Annotated in this window: 22 protein-coding genes; 20 read left to right on the top strand and 2 right to left on the bottom strand. The window is 70.2% G+C overall.

Going from position 1 to position 21,959, the window contains the following annotated elements; all coding sequences use genetic code 11:
* Nucleotides 1-2: 2 nt before the first annotated feature.
* Nucleotides 3-458 (bottom strand): B-4DMT family transporter, encoded by a 456-nt coding sequence (locus GKO32_RS18370; protein ID WP_208024452.1) that lies wholly within the window; start codon nucleotides 456-458, stop codon nucleotides 3-5.
* A gap of 39 nt (nucleotides 459-497) precedes the next feature.
* Between GKO32_RS18370 and GKO32_RS18365 the strand changes: the two genes are divergently transcribed.
* From GKO32_RS18365 to nusB, 3 genes are read left to right on the top strand one after another with little or no spacing between them, the layout of a single operon-like run.
* The gene (locus tag GKO32_RS18365) at nucleotides 498-1,580 is read left to right on the top strand and encodes a M24 family metallopeptidase (protein ID WP_312868074.1); all 1,083 of its coding nucleotides are present in this window, start codon (nucleotides 498-500) and stop codon (nucleotides 1,578-1,580) included.
* Between the two features lie 52 nt (nucleotides 1,581-1,632).
* On the top strand, nucleotides 1,633-2,196 hold the full coding sequence (efp, locus tag GKO32_RS18360; RefSeq protein WP_312868073.1) for an elongation factor P: 564 nt from the start codon (nucleotides 1,633-1,635) through the stop codon (nucleotides 2,194-2,196).
* Complete coding sequence (gene nusB, locus GKO32_RS18355) at nucleotides 2,193-2,645, top strand: transcription antitermination factor NusB (protein WP_154758099.1); 453 nt, start codon at nucleotides 2,193-2,195, stop codon at nucleotides 2,643-2,645. Before efp ends, nusB begins: the two co-directional genes overlap by 4 nt.
* A 149-nt stretch (nucleotides 2,646-2,794) precedes the next feature.
* Here nusB and bldD read toward each other — a convergent pair whose 3' ends face one another.
* The gene (gene bldD / locus GKO32_RS18350) at nucleotides 2,795-3,283 is read right to left on the bottom strand and encodes a transcriptional regulator BldD (RefSeq protein ID WP_020422358.1); all 489 of its coding nucleotides are present in this window, start codon (nucleotides 3,281-3,283) and stop codon (nucleotides 2,795-2,797) included.
* Nucleotides 3,284-3,521: 238 nt separating this feature from the next.
* On the opposite strand from bldD, the gene pyrR reads away from it, so the two are divergent.
* From pyrR to rpe, 17 genes are all read left to right on the top strand, one after another.
* On the top strand, nucleotides 3,522-4,112 hold the full coding sequence (pyrR, locus tag GKO32_RS18345) for a bifunctional pyr operon transcriptional regulator/uracil phosphoribosyltransferase PyrR (RefSeq protein ID WP_312868071.1): 591 nt from the start codon (nucleotides 3,522-3,524) through the stop codon (nucleotides 4,110-4,112).
* Entirely contained in the window at nucleotides 4,109-5,038 is a 930-nt protein-coding gene (locus tag GKO32_RS18340) for an aspartate carbamoyltransferase catalytic subunit (RefSeq protein ID WP_154758098.1), read from the top strand. The genes pyrR and GKO32_RS18340 overlap by 4 nt, the downstream gene beginning before the upstream one ends.
* Nucleotides 5,035-6,330 carry a dihydroorotase gene (locus tag GKO32_RS18335; RefSeq protein ID WP_154758097.1) on the top strand — a complete coding sequence of 432 codons (1,296 nt, stop codon included), beginning with the start codon at nucleotides 5,035-5,037 and terminating at the stop codon, nucleotides 6,328-6,330. The genes GKO32_RS18340 and GKO32_RS18335 overlap by 4 nt, the downstream gene beginning before the upstream one ends.
* Nucleotides 6,330-6,830 (top strand): PH-like domain-containing protein, encoded by a 501-nt coding sequence (locus tag GKO32_RS18330; protein ID WP_154758096.1) that lies wholly within the window; start codon nucleotides 6,330-6,332, stop codon nucleotides 6,828-6,830. The genes GKO32_RS18335 and GKO32_RS18330 overlap by 1 nt, the downstream gene beginning before the upstream one ends.
* A complete protein-coding gene (carA, locus tag GKO32_RS18325; RefSeq protein WP_154758095.1) occupies nucleotides 6,785-8,017 on the top strand; it encodes a glutamine-hydrolyzing carbamoyl-phosphate synthase small subunit in 1,233 nt (410 codons plus the stop codon). The genes GKO32_RS18330 and carA overlap by 46 nt, the downstream gene beginning before the upstream one ends.
* Complete coding sequence (gene carB, locus GKO32_RS18320) at nucleotides 8,017-11,373, top strand: carbamoyl-phosphate synthase large subunit (protein WP_154758094.1); 3,357 nt, start codon at nucleotides 8,017-8,019, stop codon at nucleotides 11,371-11,373. The genes carA and carB overlap by 1 nt, the downstream gene beginning before the upstream one ends.
* Nucleotides 11,370-12,230: an orotidine-5'-phosphate decarboxylase gene (gene pyrF / locus GKO32_RS18315; protein WP_312868069.1), complete on the top strand. Its 861-nt coding sequence runs from the start codon at nucleotides 11,370-11,372 to the stop codon at nucleotides 12,228-12,230. Before carB ends, pyrF begins: the two co-directional genes overlap by 4 nt.
* 178 nt (nucleotides 12,231-12,408) lie before the next feature.
* The gene (gene mihF, locus GKO32_RS18310) at nucleotides 12,409-12,726 is read left to right on the top strand and encodes an integration host factor, actinobacterial type (RefSeq protein WP_139096655.1); all 318 of its coding nucleotides are present in this window, start codon (nucleotides 12,409-12,411) and stop codon (nucleotides 12,724-12,726) included.
* Entirely contained in the window at nucleotides 12,723-13,364 is a 642-nt protein-coding gene (gmk, locus tag GKO32_RS18305) for a guanylate kinase (protein WP_312868068.1), read from the top strand. The genes mihF and gmk overlap by 4 nt, the downstream gene beginning before the upstream one ends.
* A 16-nt stretch (nucleotides 13,365-13,380) precedes the next feature.
* A complete protein-coding gene (gene rpoZ, locus GKO32_RS18300; RefSeq protein ID WP_091507578.1) occupies nucleotides 13,381-13,653 on the top strand; it encodes a DNA-directed RNA polymerase subunit omega in 273 nt (90 codons plus the stop codon).
* A complete protein-coding gene (gene coaBC, locus GKO32_RS18295; RefSeq protein WP_312868067.1) occupies nucleotides 13,646-14,884 on the top strand; it encodes a bifunctional phosphopantothenoylcysteine decarboxylase/phosphopantothenate--cysteine ligase CoaBC in 1,239 nt (412 codons plus the stop codon). The genes rpoZ and coaBC overlap by 8 nt, the downstream gene beginning before the upstream one ends.
* Nucleotides 14,885-14,927: 43 nt before the next feature.
* Nucleotides 14,928-16,130 carry a methionine adenosyltransferase gene (gene metK / locus GKO32_RS18290; protein ID WP_312868066.1) on the top strand — a complete coding sequence of 401 codons (1,203 nt, stop codon included), beginning with the start codon at nucleotides 14,928-14,930 and terminating at the stop codon, nucleotides 16,128-16,130.
* Nucleotides 16,123-18,177: a primosomal protein N' gene (locus GKO32_RS18285; protein WP_312868065.1), complete on the top strand. Its 2,055-nt coding sequence runs from the start codon at nucleotides 16,123-16,125 to the stop codon at nucleotides 18,175-18,177. Before metK ends, GKO32_RS18285 begins: the two co-directional genes overlap by 8 nt.
* Nucleotides 18,178-18,420: 243 nt before the next feature.
* A complete protein-coding gene (fmt, locus tag GKO32_RS18280) occupies nucleotides 18,421-19,347 on the top strand; it encodes a methionyl-tRNA formyltransferase (RefSeq protein ID WP_154758092.1) in 927 nt (308 codons plus the stop codon).
* Entirely contained in the window at nucleotides 19,344-20,765 is a 1,422-nt protein-coding gene (locus GKO32_RS18275; protein WP_154758091.1) for an RsmB/NOP family class I SAM-dependent RNA methyltransferase, read from the top strand. The genes fmt and GKO32_RS18275 overlap by 4 nt, the downstream gene beginning before the upstream one ends.
* On the top strand, nucleotides 20,762-21,256 hold the full coding sequence (locus tag GKO32_RS18270; protein WP_312868064.1) for a flavoprotein: 495 nt from the start codon (nucleotides 20,762-20,764) through the stop codon (nucleotides 21,254-21,256). Before GKO32_RS18275 ends, GKO32_RS18270 begins: the two co-directional genes overlap by 4 nt.
* Before the next feature lie 19 nt (nucleotides 21,257-21,275).
* Complete coding sequence (rpe, locus tag GKO32_RS18265) at nucleotides 21,276-21,959, top strand: ribulose-phosphate 3-epimerase (protein ID WP_312868063.1); 684 nt, start codon at nucleotides 21,276-21,278, stop codon at nucleotides 21,957-21,959.

Here is a 21,959-nt window from a genome sequence, read left to right as displayed (position 1 = left end):
CGTCACTTCGCCCGAGGCGACGGTGAAGGCGCCCGCCGCCGCGGCGTGGGGGAGGGCTTCGCTGGCTCGGGGCCGCCGAGGCGCGCCCCGGCGAACAGGCCCAGCCCCGCCGGCACGAGGACGAGCAGCGCGGCGAAAGCGGCACCACCGGTCAGCGCCGGCCCCAGCTCGGACGTGCCCGCCTGGTCGACGAAGATCCCGCGGCCGATCACGTACAGCACACCGGAACCAACGCCCGCGAACAGTGCCGCGATCAGCCAGGTGCGGCCGGAATCCTCACGGCGAAGCCACGCGTCCACCGCACCCCACAACGCAGCCGCGCCCACCAGCAGCGCGATCGTCACGATCTTCGCGGTGAGCAGGCCGGTCGGATTGAACACGGCCGCCTTCGCCAGCGCCGTGTCGGCCGCACCATGCAGCACCGCCAGCACGAGTCCACGGATCAACCAGGGGCGCATCGTGTCACTCTAAGCCAACCCGTCAGTAAGGTGGGCAGGGTGCCCGACGCTCCCTTCCCCGTCCGTCGCGACTCCCTTCGTCAGCTGGTGCGCCAGGCCGGGGCCGGCGCGCTGCTCGTCACCAACCTGCTCAACATCCGTTATCTGACCGGCTTCACCGGCTCGAACGCGGCACTGCTGCTCGACGCGGACAGCGACGAGCGCACCCTGTTCTGCACCGACGGCCGCTATGTCACGCAGGCCAAGACCGAGGTGCCGGACCTTGAACTGGTCGACGACCGGGCCAGCGCCGCCGCGCTCGCCACGCGGGCGAGCGGGCGCACCGGGTTCGAGAGTCACTACGTCAGCGTCGAGCAGTACGAGGCGCTGAGCGGGCTCGCCGAAAACGCGGAGCTGATGCGGACCCCCGGCCTGGTCGAACGGCTGCGGCTGGTCAAGGACGAGCACGAGATCGCGGCGCTGCGCAAGGCCTGCGCCGTCGCCGACGCCGCGCTCGCGGCGCTCATCGAACGCGGCGGCATCCGGCCCGGCCGCACCGAGCGGGACGTCGCCCGCGATCTGGAGAACCTCATGCTCGACCACGGAGCGAGCGCCCGCTCGTTCTCCTCGATCGTCGCCGCCGGCGCCAACTCGGCCATTCCGCACCACCGGCCCACCGGCGCGGTGCTCGCCCCCGGTGACTTCCTCAAACTGGACTTCGGTGCGACCGTCGATGGCTATCACTCCGACATGACCCGCACCCTCGTGCTGGGCAAGGCGGCCGGCTGGCAGCGCGAGCTGTACGAACTGGTCCGCCGGGCGCAGGAGCGGGGCAGCGCGGCCGTCCGGCCGGGCGCGGTGACCAAGGAGGTCGACAGGGCCGCGCGCGAAGTCATCGAACAGGCCGGCCACGGCGAACAGTTCACCCACGGCCTCGGGCACGGGGTGGGACTCGAGATTCACGAGGCGCCCAGTCTGGCGAAAAAGGGCGACGGTACACTGACTGCCGGTATGACGGTCACCGTCGAGCCAGGGGTATACCTCGCCGGCCGCGGTGGCGTGCGCATCGAGGACACGCTGGTCGTGCGGGACACGGCTCCCGAACTCCTCACCCTGAGCGGCAAGGACCTCGTGGTCGTCTGAGGCGAGCACGGAACGAACGACGGAAACTTTCAATAGGAGAACTGGACTACCCGTGGCCACCACTAACGACCTCAAGAACGGCCTGGTGCTCAACCTCGACGGACAGCTGTGGTCCGTGGTGAGTTTCCAGCACGTCAAGCCGGGCAAGGGCGGCGCGTTCGTGCGCACCACCCTCAAGCACGTGCTCTCCGGCAAGGTGGTGGACAAGACCTTCAACGCCGGCACCAAGGTGGAGACCGCGACCGTCGACCGCCGCAACATGACCTACCTGTACAACGACGGCACCGACTATGTCTTCATGGACGGTCAGACGTTCGACCAGATCACCGTGCCGCGCGAGACGGTCGGCGGCGCGGCGGACTACCTGCTGGAGAACACCGAGGTGCAGGTCGCGACCCACGAGGACGCGCCGCTGTACGTCGAGCTGCCCACCTCGGTCGAGCTGGTCATCCAGCACACCGACCCGGGCCTGCAGGGTGACCGGTCCACCGGTGGCACCAAACCCGCGACGCTGGAGACCGGCGCCGAGATCCAGGTTCCGCTGTTCGTGACGACCGGCGAGAAGGTCAAGGTCGACACCCGTGACGGGCGATACCTGGGCAGGGTCTCGTCTTGAGCCAGCCAGCTCCCCAGCGCGGCGGCAGCTCCGGCGGCCGCCGCGCTTTGCGCAGGCGTGCCGTGGAGATGCTCTACGAAGCCGCGCAGCGTGCCGCCGATCCCGTGACACTGCTGGCCGACCGGGTCGGCTCGACGGCCGTCGACCCCATCGGGGACTACACGATCTCGCTGGTCGAAGGCGTCGCGGCGCATCGTGAGCGCATCGACGAGTTGCTCGCCGAGCACGCGCAGGGCTGGACGCTCGAGCGGATGCCGCCGGTCGACCTGGCCGTGCTGCGGGTCGGCGTGTACGAGCTGCTGTGGTCACCGGACGTGCCGGACCCTGTCGCGATCGATGAGGCCGTCGGCCTGGCGAAGGAACTGTCGACGGACGATTCGCCGAGGTTCGTCAACGGCGTGCTCGGCCGCATCGGCAACATCGCCGACCGCCTCCGCGCAGTGCTGTAAAGGCAGGCGTCAAAGGGGAACCGGCACCGCATGGGGGTCCAGGGGGCTCGCCCCCGGCGGGGGTCTGGGGGTTCGACCCCCAGAGGACACAACTGAGCGCGCCCGGTCCACGCTTTCCGTGGACACACCTCGCCCAGCTTGCGGCCCGCTCAGTCTTCCTTGGCGGGCCGGGCTTCCGGCGGCAGCACGCCCCAGTCGATGAGCTGCTCGGTGAGCTCACCCGGGGTCATGTCGTAGATGATCGCGAGCGAGCGCAGGTCTTCGGTGCGGATCGAGAGCACCTTGCCGTTGTAGTCGCCACGCTGGCTCTGGATGGTCGCCGCGTAGCGGGCCAGCGGGCCGACCTTCTCCGCGGGCAGCTGTTGCAGGCGCTCGAGGTTGATCACGATCTTGGTGGCGGGCTCGGCACCCGAGGGCACCCGGCCCTCCGGCAGCAGCTCGACGACCGGGACTCCGTAGAAGTCGGCCAGCTCGGCGAGCTTCTGCACGGTCACCGCACGGTCACCACGCTCGTAGGATCCGACCACGACCGCCTTCCAGCGGCCACCGGACTTCTGCTCGACCCCGTGCAAGGACAGACCCTGCTGTTGGCGGATACCGCGGAGCTTGGCCCCGAGCGCCTTGGCGTAATCGCCCATCTGGTTGTTCTCCGTTTCCTCGCCCAGCCGGTTCGGACCGTCCCGGGACTACCGCGAATACTGAGAGTAATGGTTACGCATTGTCGTCACCAGGTCAAGCAATTGTCCTGACAGGAAGGCGGCATACCACCCGCTCAGCTGACCGGCGCCGCCTGTTATTGTCGGACGGATTCCCTGGCCAAGCAGGGTATCGACGTCCTTTAAGGACCCGTCCGGTGAGGCGGGGAAGGAGTCTGCCGTGGCGTCACGCCCTCGTGGCGCGACGGAGCCGGATGGCGAGCGTGAGCTGCTGTCGTCCGGTGATGTCGCGCGCACCATCGCCCGAATGGCGCATCAGGTCATCGAGAAGACCGCGCTCGGTGCCGAATCGGGTGATCTTCCGGTGTTACTCGGGATTCCTACCCGGGGCACCTCACTGGCCACCCGTCTGGCCGAACGGATCGCCGAGTTCGCCGATGTCACGCCGCCCGCCGGGGCGCTCGACATCACGCTCTACCGCGATGATCTCCGCCGCAGGCCGACCCGCCCGCTGGCTTCCACGCAGTTGCCGCCTGCCGGTATCGACGATCGTGTCGTGATCCTGGTGGACGACGTGCTGTTCTCCGGTCGCACGGTCCGCGCCGCGCTCGACGCGTTGCGCGATCTCGGCCGCCCCCGCGCGGTGCAGCTGGCGGTGCTGGTGGACCGGGGCCACCGCGAGTTCCCGATCCGGGCCGACTACGTGGGCAAGAACGTGCCCACCTCCCGCGCGGAAGAGGTGCACGTTCTGGTGTCCGAAGTGGACGGACGGGATGCCGTGGTGCTGCGCGGAAAGGGGGAGGACGAATGAAGCATCTGCTGGCCGCCGACGGGCTCGATCCGCGGCTCGCGACCGCGGTGCTCGACACGGCCGACGAGTTGAAACGGACGCTGCTCGGCAGGCAGGTGCGCAAGCTGCCGACCTTGCGCGGCCGTACCGTGATCACGTTGTTCTACGAGAACTCCACCCGCACCCGGGTTTCGTTCGAGATCGCCGGGAAGTGGATGAGCGCCGACGTGGTGAACGTGTCCTCGGGCGGGTCCTCGGTGAGCAAGGGCGAGTCGCTGCGTGACACGGCGCTGACGCTGGCCGCCGCCGGCGCGGACTGCGTCATCATCCGGCACCCGGCGTCCGGCGCCGCGCACCGGCTCGCGGGCTGGCTCGCCGACACCGGCACGGCCGTGATCAACGCCGGCGACGGCATGCACGAACATCCGACGCAGGCGCTGCTGGACGCGGCGACGCTGCGGGAACGGCTCGGCTCGCTGACCGGCCGCCGGATCGCGATCGTCGGCGACGTGCTGCACAGCCGGGTCGCCCGCTCGAACATCCACCTGCTCAGCGCGCTCGGTGCCGAAGTCGTGCTGGTGGCGCCGCCGACGTTGTTGCCGCCTGGGGTGGACGCCCTGCCGGTGACGGTTTCGCATGAGTTCGACGCCGAACTGCCCGGTGCCGACGCGGTGATGATGCTGCGCGTGCAGGCCGAACGGATGACGGGCGGGTTCTTTCCGTCCGCGCGCGAGTACTCGATCGCCTACGGGTTGAACGAAAAGCGCTTGAAGATGCTGCCGGAGCATGCCGTCGTGCTGCACCCGGGACCGATGTTGCGCGGGATGGAGATCGCCTCGGCGGTGGCGGACGCGCCGTCGTCGGCGATCACCGAGCAGGTCCGCAACGGGGTCCATGTGCGGATGGCCGTGCTCTATCACCTGCTCGCGGGGGAGGAAGAGAAATGAGTGTGCTGATCAAGGGCGCCCGGCTCTACGGCGAAGGCGACCCGGTGGACGTCCTGGTCACCGACGGGCTCATCGCCGAAATAGGCGCATCGATCGAGGCGCCGGACGACGCCGAGGTGATCGAGGCGGCCGGCCAGGTGCTGCTGCCCGGGTTCGTCGACCTGCACACCCACTTGCGCGAGCCGGGCCGTGAGGACGCCGAGACGATCGAGTCCGGCTCGGCGGCCGCGGCGCTCGGCGGGTACACCGCGGTCTTCGCGATGGCCAACACCGATCCGGTCGCCGACAACGCGGTGGTAGTCGAGCACGTGTGGCGGCGCGGTCGCGAGACCGGGCTCGTGGACGTGCACCCGGTCGGTGCGGTGACCGTCGGGTTGAAGGGCGAGAAGCTCGCCGAGCTGGGCACGATGGCGAAGTCGGCAGCCGGGGTCCGGATGTTCTCCGACGACGGGCACTGCGTGGCCGACCCGCTGATCATGCGGCGCGCGCTGGAGTACTCGACGGCACTGAACGCGGTGGTCGCGCAGCACGCCGAGGAGCCTCGGCTGACCGTCGGCGCGCAGGCCCACGAAGGCCGGATCGCGTCACGGCTGGGGTATGCGGGCTGGCCCGCGTCGGCGGAGGAGTCGATCGTCGCGCGCGACTGTCTGCTCGCGCAGCACGCGGGCGCGAAACTGCACATCTGCCATGTCTCGACGGCGGGCACCGCGGATGTGCTGCGCTGGGCGAAGAACAGGCACGGCTCGGGGTTCATCTCGGCGGAGGTCACCCCGCATCACCTGCTGCTGACCGACGAGCGACTGTCCACTTACGACCCGGTGAACAAGGTCAACCCGCCGTTGCGGACCGGCGCCGACGCGGCCCGCCTGCGGGCGGCGCTCGCCGAGGGCGTCATCGACTGCGTCGCCACGGACCACGCCCCGCATCCGGTGCAGGACAAGGATTGCGAGTGGGCGGCGGCCAAACCCGGCATGCTCGGCCTGCAGACCGCGCTGTCGGTGGTCACCGAAACCATGGTCCGTACGGGCCTGCTCGACTGGCGTGGCGTGGCCCGCGTACTGAGCGAACGGCCGGCGGAGATCGCGGGGCTGCCCGACCACGGCCGCCCGCTGGTCACCGGGGAGCCCGCGAACCTGACGCTGGTGGACCCGGACGCGGAGTGGACCGTCCGGGGCGCCGAGCTGGCGAGCATCGCCGCGAACACCCCGTACGAGGGGATGCGGCTACCGGGCGTGGTGACCCTCACGCTGCTGCGCGGGCGTATCACCGCGCGCGAAGGGAAGATTGGGTGATGGAACGCTTCATCTTGGTCCTGGTCGTAGTGGCCTGTTTCCTGCTCGCGCTGTGGGGCATGCGGCTGGGCTGGCGGCGCCGGGCGCGATCGCAGAGCGTTCTGGTGCCGCCGTTCCCGCAGGTGCCCGAGCAGCCGGGCGAACCGGGCCTCGAAGCGCCCGGCCTGTATGTCAGCACCACCACGGCGGGCGACTGGCAGAACCGGATCGTCACGCGGGGGATGGGCCTGCGCGGCCGGGCGGTGCTGCGCCGCTTCCCCGGCGGGGTCGAGGTGGACCGCGCGGGCGCGCCCGGGTTCTGGATTCCCCAGGACGCCATCGTGGGCGCACGCCGGGGCAGCGCGATCGCCGGGAAGGTGATGGGCACCGACAGCCTGCTGATCATCACGTGGCGGCTGGGCGAGGTGGAGCTGGACACCGGTTTCCGCGGCGACGATCACGGCGACTATCCACAATGGATTCAAAGCTTGGGACACGAGGTCAAGGGAGGGGCGCAGTGAAGACACCTGGGGCACTGGTGTTGGAGGACGGCCGGGTGTTCCGCGGCTCCGCCTACGGGGCGCAGGGCGCCACGCTGGGCGAGGCGGTGTTCTGCACCGGCATGACCGGCTATCAGGAAACACTGACCGACCCGTCGTACTGCGGGCAGATCGTGGTGCAGACGGCACCGCAGATCGGCAACACCGGGTGGAACGACGAGGACGACGAGTCGGCGCGGATCTGGGTGCGCGGCTACGTCGTGCGGGACCCGGCGCGCACCCCGTCGAACTGGCGCTCGCGCCGGTCGCTGGACGAAGAGCTTGGGCGGCAAGGGATTGTCGGAGTGTCCGGAGTGGACACCCGGACGCTGACCCGGCATCTGCGGGAGCGCGGCGCGATGCGGTCCGGGGTGTTCTCCGGCGACGCGCTGACCGATGTGGACTCGATGGTGAACCAGGTCCTCGCCAGCCCGCCGATGAAGGGCGCGGATCTGGCCGGTGAGGTGACCACCGCGCAGCCGTACGTGGTGGCGGCCGAGGGGCAGCGGCGGTTCCGCGTCGCCGCGCTGGATCTGGGCATCAAGGCCAACACCCCGCGGCAGCTGAGCCGCCGCGGGATCGAGGTCCATGTGCTGCCCGCGAGCAGCACGCTCGAGGACCTGCTGGCGGTCGAGCCGGACGGGGTGTTCCTGTCCAACGGCCCCGGCGATCCGCAGACCCAGGCACACGCGATCGAGCTGACCGGGCAGGTACTGGGCCGGCGGCTTCCGCTGTTCGGGATCTGCTTCGGCAACCAGATCCTGGGCCGCGCGCTCGGACTGGGCACGTACAAGATGCGCTACGGCCACCGCGGGATCAACATCCCGGTGATCGACATCGAGACCGGAAAGGTCGCGATCACCGCGCAGAACCACGGGTTCGCGCTCGAAGGCGAACCGGGACAGGCCTTCGAATCGCCGTTCGGCGCGGCGAAGATCAGTCACTACTGCCCGAACGACGGCACCGTCGAGGGTGTGCGCTGCCTCGACGTGCCGGCGTTTTCGGTCCAGTACCACCCCGAAGCGGCGGCCGGTCCCCATGACGCGGCGCCCCTGTTCGACGAGTTCGTGACTCTGATGCAGGCCCACGCGAGGCACGATCGCGCAGCCCAGCCCGCGGGAGCCGACCGGGTGCGGGTGTCCCGCACGACACAGGAGAAAGCCAAGTAATGCCGAAAAGGACAGACATCGAGCACGTGCTCGTCATCGGGTCCGGCCCGATCGTGATCGGGCAGGCCGCCGAGTTCGACTACTCGGGCACGCAGGCCTGCCGGGTGCTGCGCGCCGAGGGCCTGCGGGTGTCGCTGGTGAACTCGAACCCGGCGACGATCATGACCGACCCGGAGTTCGCCGACGCCACCTACATCGAGCCGGTGACGCCGGAGTTCGTGGAGAAGGTCATCGCGAATGAAAAGGCTCAGGGACGGCCCGTCGACTGCCTTCTCGCGACGCTGGGTGGCCAGACCGCGCTCAACACGGCGGTCGCCCTGCACGAACGCGGGGTGCTGGAGAAGTACGGCGTCGAGCTGATCGGCGCCGACATCGACGCCATCCAGCGCGGCGAGGACCGGCAGAAGTTCAAGGACATCGTCCGCACCGTCGGCGGTGACGTGCCGCGCAGCCGCGTCTGCCATTCCATGGACGAGGTGCGGGAGACCGTCGCCGAACTGGGCTTGCCGGTCGTGATCCGCCCGTCGTTCACCATGGGCGGGCTCGGTTCCGGGATGGCGCACACGCAGGAGGAGCTCGCCCGGATTGCGTCAGCCGGGCTGGCGGAGTCGCCGGTGACCGAGGTGCTGATCGAGGAGAGCGTGCTCGGCTGGAAGGAGTACGAGCTCGAGCTGATGCGCGACCGCAGCGACAACGTCGTGGTCATCTGCTCGATCGAGAACATCGACGCGATGGGCGTGCACACCGGTGACTCGGTGACCGTCGCGCCCGCGATGACCCTGACCGACCGCGAATACCAGCACATGCGTGACGTCGGGATCGCGGTGCTGCGCGAGGTCGGCGTCGACACCGGCGGCTGCAACATCCAGTTCGCGATCAACCCGCGGGACGGGCGGATGGTCGTCATCGAGATGAACCCGCGCGTGTCCCGCTCGTCCGCGCTGGCGTCGAAGGCCACCGGTTTCCCGATCGCCAAGATCGCCGCGAAACTCGCCATCGGCTACCGGCTCGACGAGATCCGCAACGACATCACCGGCGAAACCCCGGCGTCGTTCGAGCCGACCCTGGACTACGTCGTGGTGAAGGTGCCGCGGTTCGCCTTCGAGAAGTTCCCCGGCGCGGACCCGCAGCTGACCACGACGATGAAGAGTGTCGGCGAGGCGATGGCGCTCGGCCGCAACTTCCCCGAAGCGCTCGGCAAGGCCATGCGCTCCATCGACACCAAGGCCGCCGGGTTCTGGACGCGTCCCGACCCGACCGAAGGTCCGGCCGCGACACTCGAAGGAACCCTCGACGCGCTGCGCATGCCGCACGACGGCCGCCTGTACGCGGTCGAGCGGGCGCTGCGGCTGGGTGCGACGGTCGAGCAGGTGCACGAAGCCAGTGGTCTGGACCCCTGGTTCATCGACCAGATCGCGCTGATCGGCGAGGTCGGCGCGCAGGTGCGGGACGCCCCGGTGCTCGACGGTGAGCTGCTGCGCGAGGCCAAGCGCACCGGGTTGTCGGACCAGCAGATCGCCGCGCTGCGCCCGGAACTCGCCGGTGAGGACGGGGTTCGCGCGCTGCGGCACCGCCTCGGGGTGCGCCCGGTGTTCAAGACCGTCGACACCTGTGCGGCCGAGTTCGCCGCGAAGACGCCGTACCACTACTCGGCCTACGAATTGGATGCGGAGGCTGCTGAGTCCGAGGTCGCACCACAGCCGGACAAGCCGAAGGTGCTCATCCTCGGCTCCGGGCCCAACCGGATCGGCCAGGGTATCGAGTTCGACTACTCGTGCGTGCACGCCGCGATCGCGTTGCGCGAGGCCGGGTTCGAGGCCGTCATGGTCAACTGCAACCCCGAGACGGTGTCCACCGACTACGACACCTCCGACCGCCTCTACTTCGAGCCGCTGACCTTCGAGGACGTGCTCGAAGTCGTCAACGCCGAGCGGAACTCCGGCACCGTCGCCGGGGTGATCGTGCAGCTGGGCGGCCAGACCCCGCTGGGCCTGGCCAAGCGGCTGGCCGACGCGGGCGTGCCGATCGTCGGCACCCCGCCGGAGGCCATCCACCTGGCCGAGGACCGCGGCGCGTTCGGCGAGGTGCTCGGCGACGCCGGGCTGCCCGCACCCAAGTACGGCACCGCGACATCGTTCGAGGGCGCCAAGCGGATCGCCGACGAGATCGGCTACCCGGTCCTGGTCCGCCCTTCCTATGTACTGGGCGGGCGCGGGATGGAGATCGTCTACGACGAGGCGACGCTCGCCGGATACATCAAGCGTGCCACCGAGGTCACCCCCGAACACCCCGTGCTGGTGGACCGTTTCCTCGATGACGCCATCGAAATCGACGTGGACGCGCTCTACGACGGCGAACAGCTGTACCTGGGCGGCGTGATGGAGCACATCGAAGAGGCCGGCATCCACTCCGGTGACTCCTCGTGTGCCCTGCCGCCGATCACGCTCGGCCGCCAGGACGTGGAGACCGTGCGCGCCTCGACCGAGGCCATCGCGCGCGGCGTCGGTGTGCGAGGGCTGCTCAACGTTCAGTACGCGCTCAAGGACGACGTGCTCTACGTCCTGGAGGCCAACCCACGGGCGTCGCGCACCGTGCCGTTCGTGTCGAAGGCGACCGGCGTGCCGCTGGCGAAGGCCGCCTCGCTGATCATGACCGGCTCCACCATCAAGGACCTGCGGGCGCGCGGCGTGCTCCCTGCCGAGGGCGATGGCGGGCACTTGCCCGCGGACTCCCCGGTCGCGGTCAAGGAGGCCGTGCTGCCGTTCCACCGCTTCCGCACCCCGGAGGGCAAGGGCGTCGACTCGCTGCTCGGGCCGGAGATGAAGTCCACCGGCGAGGTCATGGGTGTGGACACCTCGTTCGGCGAGGCGTTCGCGAAATCGCAGGCCGGTGCCTACGGGTCGCTGCCGACCAAGGGCCGGGTCTTCGTGTCGGTGGCCAACCGGGACAAGCGGGCACTGGTGTTCCCGGTCAAGCGGCTGGCCGATCTCGGCTTCGAGATCCTCGCCACGTCGGGCACCGCGGAGGTGTTGCGGCGCAACGGGATCGCGTGTACGGAGGTCCGCAAGCACTCGGAGACAGGCACGGCGAGCCCTTCCGTTCCACCTGGTCCGAACATCGTGGACGTGATCGCCGACGGCGGGGTCAACATGGTGATCAACACCCCGTACGGCAACACCGGTCCGCGCATCGACGGCTACGAGATCCGCACCGCCGCGGTTTCCCGTGGCATCCCGTGCATCACGACGGTGCAGGGCGCAGCGGCCGCGGTGCACGGCATCGAGGCGCTGATCCGCGGTGAGATCGGGGTCCGGTCCTTGCAGGAATTGCAGAGCGCGTTGCGGGCGCAGTCGTGACCGCCAGGGCAGTGGCCGGCACCGGAAAGACATTCGTTGCTGCTCCGTTCGGGCGAAGGTTGGCGGAGAAAATTTCCGAACGCGGCGCGTTGTGTGCGGGCATCGACCCGCATCCCGGGCTGCTGGACGCCTGGGGCTTGCCCAGGAATGTGTCCGGACTGGAAAAGTTCGCCCTTTCGGCCACGGAAGTACTGGCCGAGGAGACCGCGGTGATCAAGCCGCAGTCGGCTTTCTTCGAGGTGTTCGGCGCGCCGGGGATCGCGGTGCTGGAGCGCGTGATCTCCCACGCGCGGGAGGCCGGCGCGCTGGTCCTGCTGGACGTCAAGCGGGGCGACATCGGCTCCACGATGGACGCATACGCCACGGCGTATCTGGACGGTCACAGTCCGCTCGCGGCGGACGCGGTGACCGTCTCGCCCTACCTCGGGTTCGGCACGCTGGTGCCCTCCATCGAGCTCGCCCGTGCCCAGGGCCGGGGCGTGTTCGTGCTGGCCAGAACGTCCAATCCGGAGGCGGCGCAACAGCAGAATGCCTTGCTGCCCAACGGAAAGACCGTCGCCCAGTCCATAGTGGACGAGGTCGGCACGATGAACGCGGGCGCCGAGCCGCTCGGTGACGTCGGCGTGGTCGTCGGGGCCACCGTCACGCCCGGAGAGCTCGACCTGAGCGGACTGGGCGGGCCCGTACTGGCGCCGGGTTTCGGGGCGCAGGGTGCCGGTGTGCGCGATCTCCGGGCGCTGTTCGGGGACGGACTCGCGGGTGTGCTCCCGGCATCGTCGAGGGACCTCCTGAGGCGTGGACCGGATCTTGCCGCGCTGCGCGCGGGCGTTCGCGAGATCCAGTCGTCGATCATGTGAATACCGGCCTGTCCACCGAGGGGGCCGGTGTTTCCGGAAGCGCTCCGGCAGTTTGCCGGAGGGTTAATATCAGGCCCTGGACCGGGAACTGACCGGCCACCCCCGCATTGTGGCGGGCCCCAGGGGGTGGGTACCGTCGCGTCACCCACCCGGAATTTTGAGTACTACGGAGGAAAACGTGGCACTTCCCCAGCTGACCGAGGAACAGCGCAAGGCAGCGCTGGAGAAGGCCGCTGCCGCCCGTCGTGCCCGTGCCGAGCTCAAGGAACGCCTCAAGCGAGGCGGTACCACCCTGACCGACGTGCTCAAGCAGGCGGACGAGGACGAGGTCCTCGGCAAGATGAAGGTGTCCGCCCTGCTCGAGGCCCTCCCCGGCGTCGGCAAGAAGCGTGCTCAGCAGACGATGGAGCGTTTGGAAATCGCGCCGAGCAGGCGACTGCGCGGCCTCGGTGACCGGCAGCGCAAGGCGCTGCTGGCCGAGTTCAGCGGCGAGTGAACGACACACGCGACGACCACGTGGCAGCGGCCGGACCCACCGGCCGGGCGACGCACGGTGAGCCGGCTCCTGGGCAGCGTCCCCGGCGCCGGCTCACCGTCGTCTCGGGGCCTTCCGGGGTCGGCAAATCCAGCGTGGTCAGCGAACTGCGCCGGCTGGACCCCCAGATCTATTTCAGTGTTTCCGTCACCACCCGCGCGCCCCGGCCCGGCGAGGTCGACGGCGAGCACTACCACTTCATCGACCGGTCCGTGTTCGAGAAGATGGTCGGCGCCGGCGAACTGCTGGAACACGCCGAGTTCACCGGCAACTGTTACGGCACCCCGCGCGAGCCCGTCGAACGGGCACTGGCGGAAGGCAGGCCCGCGGTTCTCGAGATCGAGCTGCAGGGCGCCCGCCAGGTCCGCGAGGCGATGCCGGACGCACGACTGGTGATGCTGATGCCGCCGTCATGGGACGAGCTGGTCGGCAGGCTCACCGGGCGCGGCACCGAGGAGGAGGCCGCTGTGCGGGCCCGCCTCGCCGAGGCCGAACGCGAGCTGGCGGCGGCGGGTGAGTTCGACGCCCGCGTCGTGAACGCCGACGTGCGGGACGCCGCGCGCCAGTTGTTAGACTTGATGAACACGGACTTCTCATGATTCGGGAGCAATACGAGTGACCGCAGCGCTGGGTATTCACGGTGAAGAGCTCGAAGGCATCACCAACCCGCCGATCGACGACCTGCTGGCCAAGGTCAGCTCCAAGTACGCACTGGTGATCTACGCCGCCAAGCGAGCCCGCCAGATCAACGACTACTACGCCCAGCTCGGCGAGGGCCTGCTCGAGTACGTCGGGCCGCTGGTCGAGCCCGGCCCCCGGGAGAAGCCGCTGTCGATCGCGTTGCGCGAGATCCACGGTGGCCTGCTCGAGCACACCGAAGGTGAGTGACAAGCCCCGGGTCGTCCTGGGTGTAGGCGGCGGGATCGCCGCCTACAAGGCTTGTGAGGTGCTGCGCGGGCTGACCGAATCGGGCCATGACGTCCGTGTGGTGCCCACCGAGGCCGCACTGAACTTCGTCGGCGCGGCCACGTTCGAGGCGCTGTCCGGGCACCCGGTGCACACGGGTGTGTTCAGCGAGGTGCCCGAGGTGCAGCACGTGCGCGTGGGTAAGGAAGCCGAGCTGGTCCTGGTCGTCCCTGCGACCGCCGATCTGCTGTCCCGCGCCGCACAGGGTGCCGCCGACGACCTGCTGACCGCGACGTTGCTCACCGCACGCTGCCCGGTCGCCTTCTTCCCGGCGATGCACACCGAGATGTGGGAGCACCCGGCCACGCGCGACAACGTGGCGCTGCTGCGTTCGCGTGGGGCTGTCGTCGCCGAGCCCGCCGCGGGCAGGCTGACCGGAGCCGACACCGGCAAGGGGCGTCTAGCCGATCCGGCCGAGATCGTCGATCTCGCCCGCTTGCTGCTGGCCGTGCCGGACGCGTTGCCCCGGGACCTCGAGGGCCGCCGCGTCGTGATCTCCGCGGGCGGCACCCGTGAGCCACTGGATCCGGTGCGGTATCTGGGAAACCGGTCCTCCGGCAAGCAGGGGTACGCGCTCGCCAGGGTCGCCGCGCAGCGCGGGGCGCAGGTGACGCTCATCGCCGGGCACACGGTCGAAATGCCGGATCCGGCCGGGGTCGATCTCCGCCGCGTGTCGACCGCCGAGCAGTTGCGGGTGGCCGTGCACGAGGCCGCCGCGACCGCCGAGGTGGTGGTGATGGCGGCGGCCGTCGCGGACTTCCGCCCGGCGGCCCGCGCCGACTACAAGATCAAGAAGTCGGATGACGCGCCGGACCCGGTGATCAGACTGGACCGCAACGCCGACATCCTCGCCGAACTGGTGGCCGCCCGGGAGGCGGGGCAGGTGATCGTCGGGTTCGCCGCCGAGACCGGGGACGAGCACGGCACCGTGCTCGACCACGCGCGCGCGAAGCTCAAGCGCAAGGGCTGCGATCTGCTGGTGGTCAACGCCGTCGGTGAGGGCAAGGCGTTCGAGGTGGAGGACAACGCCGGCTGGCTGTTGTCGGCCGATGGCGCCGAACGTCCGATTCCGCTCGGGTCGAAATCACAGCTGGCAACCACGGTGTGGGATGCGGTGGCAGACTTCATCAGCAGTAGCGGGTCGTCCGTCTAGGCTGAACCCGGTTCTTCTCGAGCGATGGGATGTGACGAGCGCCGTGACCGCTTCGACCCGCAGGTTGTTCACTTCGGAATCCGTGACCGAAGGTCACCCGGACAAGATCTGCGACGCGATCAGTGACTCGGTTCTCGATGCGCTGCTGGCGAAGGACCCGCGCAGCCGGGTCGCCGTCGAGACGCTGATCACCACGGGGCAGGTGCACGTCGCGGGCGAGGTCACCACCGAGGCCTATGCGGACATCCCGACGATCGTGCGGGAGAAGATCCTGGACATCGGCTACGACTCGTCGGCCAAGGGTTTCGACGGGAACTCGTGCGGCGTGAACGTCGCGATCGGCTCGCAGTCCCCGGACATCGCGCAGGGCGTCAACACCGCCTACGAGTCGCGGCTGGAGAGCGCGCTGGACGAGCTGGATCGCCAAGGCGCGGGAGACCAGGGCCTGATGTTCGGCTTCGCCTGCTCGGACACCCCGGAGCTGATGCCGCTGCCGATCGCGCTGGCGCACCGGCTTTCCCAGCGGCTGAGCCGGGTGCGCAAGGACGGCGTGCTGCCGTACCTGCGCCCGGACGGCAAGACCCAGGTGACCATCGAATACGCCGGTGACCAGGCGGTCCGGCTGGACACGGTGGTGGTCTCGACCCAGCACGCGGACGGGATCGACCTGGATTCGATGCTCGGCGTCGACATCCGCGAGCAGGTCGTGGCCCCGGAGCTGGCCGCGCTGGACCTGGACAGCACGGATGTGCGGCTGCTGGTGAACCCGACGGGCCGGTTCGTGGTCGGCGGTCCGATGGGTGACGCGGGGCTGACCGGGCGCAAGATCATCGTGGACACCTACGGCGGGATGGCCCGCCACGGCGGTGGTGCGTTCTCCGGCAAGGACCCGTCGAAGGTGGACCGCTCGGCCGCGTACGCGATGCGCTGGGTCGCGAAGAACGTCGTGTCGGCGGGGCTGGCGACGCGGGTGGAGGTGCAGGTCGCGTACGCGATCGGGAAGGCCTCGCCGGTGGGGTTGTTCGTGGAGACCTTCGGCACCGAGACCGTCGACCCGTCCAAGATCCAGGCCGCGATCGGGCACGTTTTCGACCTTCGCCCGGCCGCGATCATCCGTGATCTCGACCTTCTGCGCCCGATCTACGCGCCGACCTCGGCCTACGGTCACTTCGGTCGTCCCGAATTGAACCTGCCGTGGGAGAACACCGATCGCGCGGACGCGCTGCGCAGCGCCGCCGGTGCCTGAGGGCACCGGGACGCAGGCCCTCTGGGATCTTCCGCAAGCGAAGAAACCCGTTGGGGGCAAACCGAAAGCGCCGCGCAAGGGTAAGCAACAGGCGGCCGAGACGAACCCGGTCGCCCGGATCGTCGTGGACGTGCCGCTGGCGCATCTGGACCGCACGTTCGACTACCAGGTGCCCGACAAGCTCGACGCCGACGCGGTGCCGGGCTGCCGGGTGCGGGTCCGGTTCGCCGGGCAGCTGGTCGACGGGTTCCTGATCGAGCGCGCGGACACCACCGAACACACGGGACGACTCGCGTTCCTGGAACGCGTCACCTCGAGCGAGCCGGTGCTGAGCCCGCGGCTGGCTGCGCTCGCGCGCACGGTCGCGGAGCGGTACGGCGGCACCCTGATCGACGTGCTGCGCCTGGCGATCCCGCCTCGGCACGCGAAGGCGGAAGGCGAACCGGCCCGGCCGCCGGCGTCGGTGCCTGCTTCCGTCGACGGCTCGGGCTGGGCGCGGTACGAGCGTGGTGCGGCGTTTCTCGACGCGCTGCGCGGGAACCGGCAGGCGCACGCGGTGTGGCAGGCGCTGCCGGGCGAGGACTGGCCGATGCGGCTGGCCGAGGCGGCGACGGCGGTGGCTGCCTCGGGTCGTGGCGCGGTGTTCGTCGTGCCGGATCAGCGTGACCTCACGCGTCTGCAAGGGGCGTGCGTCGCGCTGGCGGGTGAGGACGCGGTGGTCGGGCTGTCGGCCGAGCTCGGGCCGGCGGAACGGTACCGGCGCTGGCTTGCCGTGGCGCGGGGTTCGGCGCCGATCGTGGTCGGTACCCGCGCGACGATGTTCGCCCCGGTGGCCGATCCCGGGCTGTTCGTGGTGTGGGACGACGGTGACGATCTGCACGCCGATCCGCATATGCCGTACCCGCAAGTGCGGGATGTGCTGACGCTTCGGGCACATGTGGACAAGGCTTCGCTGGTGGTCGCCGGGTTCGCGCGGACAGCGGAGGCGCAGTTGCTCGTCGAGTCGGGCTGGGCGCATGCCGTCGTGCCGTCGCGGGAGAACCTGCGGAAGGCGGCGCCGCGGGTCACGCCGGTCGGCGAGGATTTCGATGTAGCCAGGGACGAGGCCGCGCGGGTGGCGCGGTTGCCGTCGGTGGCTTTCGAAGCTGCGCGGCAGGCGCTGGCCGCCGGGGCGCCGGTGCTGGTGCAGGTGCCGCGGCGCGGGTATGTGCCGGCGCTGGCGTGTGCGCGGTGCCGGGCGCCGGCGCACTGCCGGCGTTGCGCGGGGCCGTTGGCGCTGGCGGACGGGCAGCCGCCGCATTGCCGGTGGTGTGGTGCCCCCGAGGGCAATTTCCGTTGTCCCTCTTGCGGTTCTCCGCGGCTGCGGGCGGTGGTGGTCGGCTCGAAGCGGACGGCGGAGGAACTGGGCAGGGCGTTCCCCGGGTTCCCGGTGCGAACCTCGGGGGCGAAGGAGGTGCTGGCGACCGTGCCGGCGCGCCCGGCGCTGGTGGTGTGCACGCCAGGGGCGGAGCCGGTCGCCGAGGACGGGTACGGCGCGGCGCTGCTGCTCGATGGCTGGGCACTGCTGGGGCGGCAGGACCTGCGGGCGGCGGAGGAGACGCTGCGGCGCTGGATGGCGGCGGCGGCACTGGTGCGCCCAGGTCCGGCGGGTGGCCGGATCGTGGTCGGTGCGGAGGCCGCGCTGACGCCGGTGCAGGCGCTGGTGCGCTGGGACCCGGCGTGGCATGCGGAACGGGAACTCGCCGAGCGGCGGGAACTGGGCTTCCCCCCGGCGGTGCGGATGGCGAGCGTCGAAGGCACCCCGGAAGCGGTGGCGGCGTTGCTGTCGGAACTCGAGTTGCCCCCGGCGGGCGAGGTCCTCGGCCCGGTCCCACTGAGCGAACCGGACGAACAGGGCCGCTCCGCGCGGGAACGGGCCCTGGTCCGGGTGCCGCGCCCGGACAGCCGCGCACTGGCGTCGGCGCTGGCCGCGGCACAAGCCCAACGGGTGGCGAGAAAAGAACCCGACCCGGTGCGCATCCAGCTGGACCCACTGGAGCTGATCTAGTTTTCCGCCGTGCGACGGAGTTTTACGTTTTCACGATCGCCTGGTCCCGCATTCTGGGCAGCGATCTTCGTGGTGTAGACCTCGTGGCCGGAGTTGCGGTGATTTTCATCGCCCTGTGTAGTCGCTCCTGCATGGCGGGGTGACATGCCGTCCCGCTTCTCGAACCGGCCTCCGGTGGTTGGCCGGAAGGCGCCCCATAGACTGGGTTCGATGTTTTCCCTGTCTGAAGCCGGGGTGGCGTGAATGCGTCTCGTGTTCGCCGGTACGCCTGAGGCTGCCGTGCCGTCCCTGCGTGCCCTGATCGACTCGCCCCGGCATGAGGTGCTCGCCGTGGTCACGCGGCCCGATGCGCCTGCCGGGCGTGGCCGCAAGCTGGTGCGCTCGCCGGTCGGGGCGCTTGCCGACGAGCACGGGATCGAGGTGCTCACCCCCGCGAAAGCCGGCGCGCCCGAGTTTCTCGGCCGGCTGCGTGAGCTGGCGCCCGACGCCTGCCCGGTCGTCGCCTACGGGGCTCTCCTCCCGCAGCGTGCGCTCGACATTCCGGCGCACGGCTGGGTCAACCTCCACTTCTCCCTGCTCCCCGCCTGGCGCGGCGCCGCCCCGGTGCAAGCCGCCATCCGGGCGGGCGACGAGATCACCGGCGCCTCCACCTTCGACATCGTCAAAGAACTCGATGCCGGTCCGGTCTACGGCGTGGTGACCGAGACGATCGACCCGGCCGACACCGCGGGTTCGTTGCTGCAAAGGCTTTCTCGCTCCGGCGCGCGTCTCCTGGAGTCCACAATGGACGGTATCGGGGATGGTACGCTGCGCGCGGTTCCGCAGCCCGGCGACGGGATCACCTACGCCCCCAAGGTCACCGTCGAGGACGCACGGGTGTCGTTCACCGACCCGGCCGCCGCGCTGGATCGGCACATTCGGTCCGTGACACCGGATCCCGGCGCGTGGGCCGGATTCCGCGGCGAGCGCGTCAAGCTCGGCCCCGTCGTCGTCACCGGCGAAAACGGGCTGGCGCCGGGAGAACTGCGCGTCGAACGCAAGCGGGTGCTCGCCGGCACCGCGACCCAGGTCGTGGCACTCGGCGAGGTGCAGGCGCAGGGCAAGAAACGGATGGCGGCCACCGACTGGGCGCGCGGAACCAGGATCGAACAAGGAGAGCGCCTGTCATGAGCCCCGAACGTCGCCCGTCGCGACCCCAGCGTGGCCGCCCGGCCCCGCGCAAGCAGGGCCCGCGCCGCCCGCCGCCCTACGAGGACCCCGCGCGCCGCGCCGCGTTCGAGGTGCTGCGTGCGGTCCGCGAACGCGACGCCTACGCCAATCTCGTCCTGCCGGAAATGTTGCGCCAGCGGGGGCTCACCGGCCGCGACGCGGCGCTGGCCACCGAACTGACCTACGGCGCCAGCCGCGCGCAGGGTCTGCTGGACGAGGTCATCGCCGCCTGTCTCGACCGGCCGCTGTCCGAAGTGGACGGTGTGGTGCTGGACTGTTTGCGGCTGGGTGCCTACCAGTTGCTGCGCACCCGGATTCCCGAGCACGCCGCGGTGGACGCGATGGTGAACATGGCGCGCGTCGAAGGTGGTTCGCATGTAGCGGGTTTCGTCAACGCCGTGCTGCGCAAAGTGTCCGAAAAGGACGAAGAAACGTGGCTTGCCGAACTCGCCCCGGACCGCGACGCCGATCCGATCGGCAACCTGGCGCTGCGCACCGCGCACCCACGCTGGATTGCCCGGTCGTTCGCGGAAGCGTTGGGGGACAAGGGACCTGAACTCGAAGCGGCGCTCCAAGCCGATGACGCGCGCCCGGAAGTGCATCTGGTCGCGCGGCCCGGTGAGATCAGCGCCGACGAGCTGGCCGCGGTCACCGGCGGCGAGGTTGCGCCGTACTCGCCTTACGGCGTGCACCTGCCTGCCGGCACGGGTGATCCGGGTGACCTGGAACCGATCCGCGAGAAGATCGCCGCGGTGCAGGACGAAGGCAGTCAGCTGTGCGCCGTCGCGCTCACTCGCGTGCCGGTCGACGGCGGCGACGAGCGCTGGCTCGATCTGTGCGCGGGTCCCGGCGGCAAGGCGGCCCTGCTCGGTGCGCTCGCCTCGATCTCCGGCGCGCGGGTCGACGCCGTCGAGCAGGCGCCGCACCGGGCCCGCCTGGTCGAGCAGGCCACCGAAGGTCTGCCGGTCACGGTGCACGTCGCCGACGGGCGGGAATCCGGGCTCGAACCGGGATTCGACCGGGTACTCGTGGACGCACCGTGCAGCGGCCTCGGCTCGTTGCGCCGGCGCCCCGAATCACGCTGGCGGCGCCGGCCTTCCGACGTCGCGGACCTCACCAAGCTGCAGGGCCAGTTACTCGCGTCCGCGCTGGAGCTGGTCCGACCCGGTGGTGTCGTGGCCTACGTCGTGTGCTCGCCGCATCTCGCCGAAACCGAGGGCGTGGTCAGCGACGCCGCGCGCCGCAGCAAGGCCGAAGTCCTTGACGCGCGCGAATTCTTCCCCGGCGTGCCGCAGCTCGGCGACGGGCCGTACGTCCAGCTGTGGCCGCATCGCCACGGCACCGACGCCATGTTCTGCTCGGTTCTGCGACGCCCGTGACCGTGCTCGGCCTCGTCGCCGGCTCGTGCGGCGGTCTCGACACCCGGTTCCGTACCGAACTCGCGGAACCGGCCGCGGAACGCGGCTGGCGGCTGGCCATCACGCTCACGCCGACCGCGGCGCGCTGGCTCGACCACGCCGGTGAGATCCCGAAATTGCAGGCACTGACGGACCTGCCGGTGCGCAGCGAATCCCGCCTTCCCGATGAGCCACGCCCGCACCCGGATCCCGGGGTGTTCCTGTTCGCGCCCGCGAGCGCGAATTCGGTCGCGAAGCTCGCCCTCGGCATCGCCGACAACCAGGCGCTCACCGTGCTCGGCGATGTCCTCGGCGACCCGCGGGTGCGGATCGTGGTGCGCTACCTCGCCCAGCCTGCGCGGTCCCGGCACCCGGCGTGGCAGGGCCATCTCGCCGCACTGGCCTCGGCAGGCGCCGACGTTTCCCAGTTGGTGGAACCGTGGTCCACGGCGCTGGATGGGCTGACCGATTGACCTTCTACACTGCGTAACCGTGGCCCACCGACCTCTTATCGCGCCGAGCATCCTGTCCGCCGATTTCGCCCGCCTCGGCGAGGAAATCCAGGTCGTCGCGGGCCAGGGTGACACGCGCGCCGACTGGGTGCACGTGGACGTGATGGACGCGCATTTCGTGCCCAATCTGACCCTGGGCCTTCCCGTCGTGCAGTCGCTGCTCAAGGTCACGGACCTGCCGCTGGACTGCCATCTCATGATCGAGAACCCGGACCGGTGGGCCATCGGGTACGCCGAGGCCGGTGCCTACAACGTCACCGTGCACGCCGAGGCCGCGAAGGACCCGGTGAAGATCGCGAAGGATCTGCGAGCCGCCGGGGCGAAGGCCGGGCTGTCGATCAAACCGGGCACCCCGCTGGAAGATCATCTCGAGGTGCTCAAGCACTACGACACGCTGCTGGTGATGTCCGTCGAACCCGGTTTCGGGGGCCAGTCGTTCATCGCCGACGTGCTCGGCAAGGTGCGCGCGGCGCGGCGGCTGGTCGACACCGGGCACCTGAACGTGCTGGTGGAGATCGACGGCGGGATCAACGCCGAGACCATCGAACAGGCCGCCGAGGCGGGGGTGGACTGTTTCGTCGCGGGCTCCGCCGTCTACGGCGCCGCGGACCCGGGCAAGGCCGTCGCCGCACTCCGCGATCTCGCCGCCCAGGCACAGCACTGA

It is taken from the genome of Amycolatopsis pithecellobii (genome assembly GCF_009707865.1).
GTDB classification, from domain to species: Bacteria; Actinomycetota; Actinomycetes; order Mycobacteriales; family Pseudonocardiaceae; genus Amycolatopsis_E; species Amycolatopsis_E pithecellobii.
Note: the sequence above shows the minus strand (reverse complement) of the source record. Positions and strands in the feature narration are given on the sequence as shown.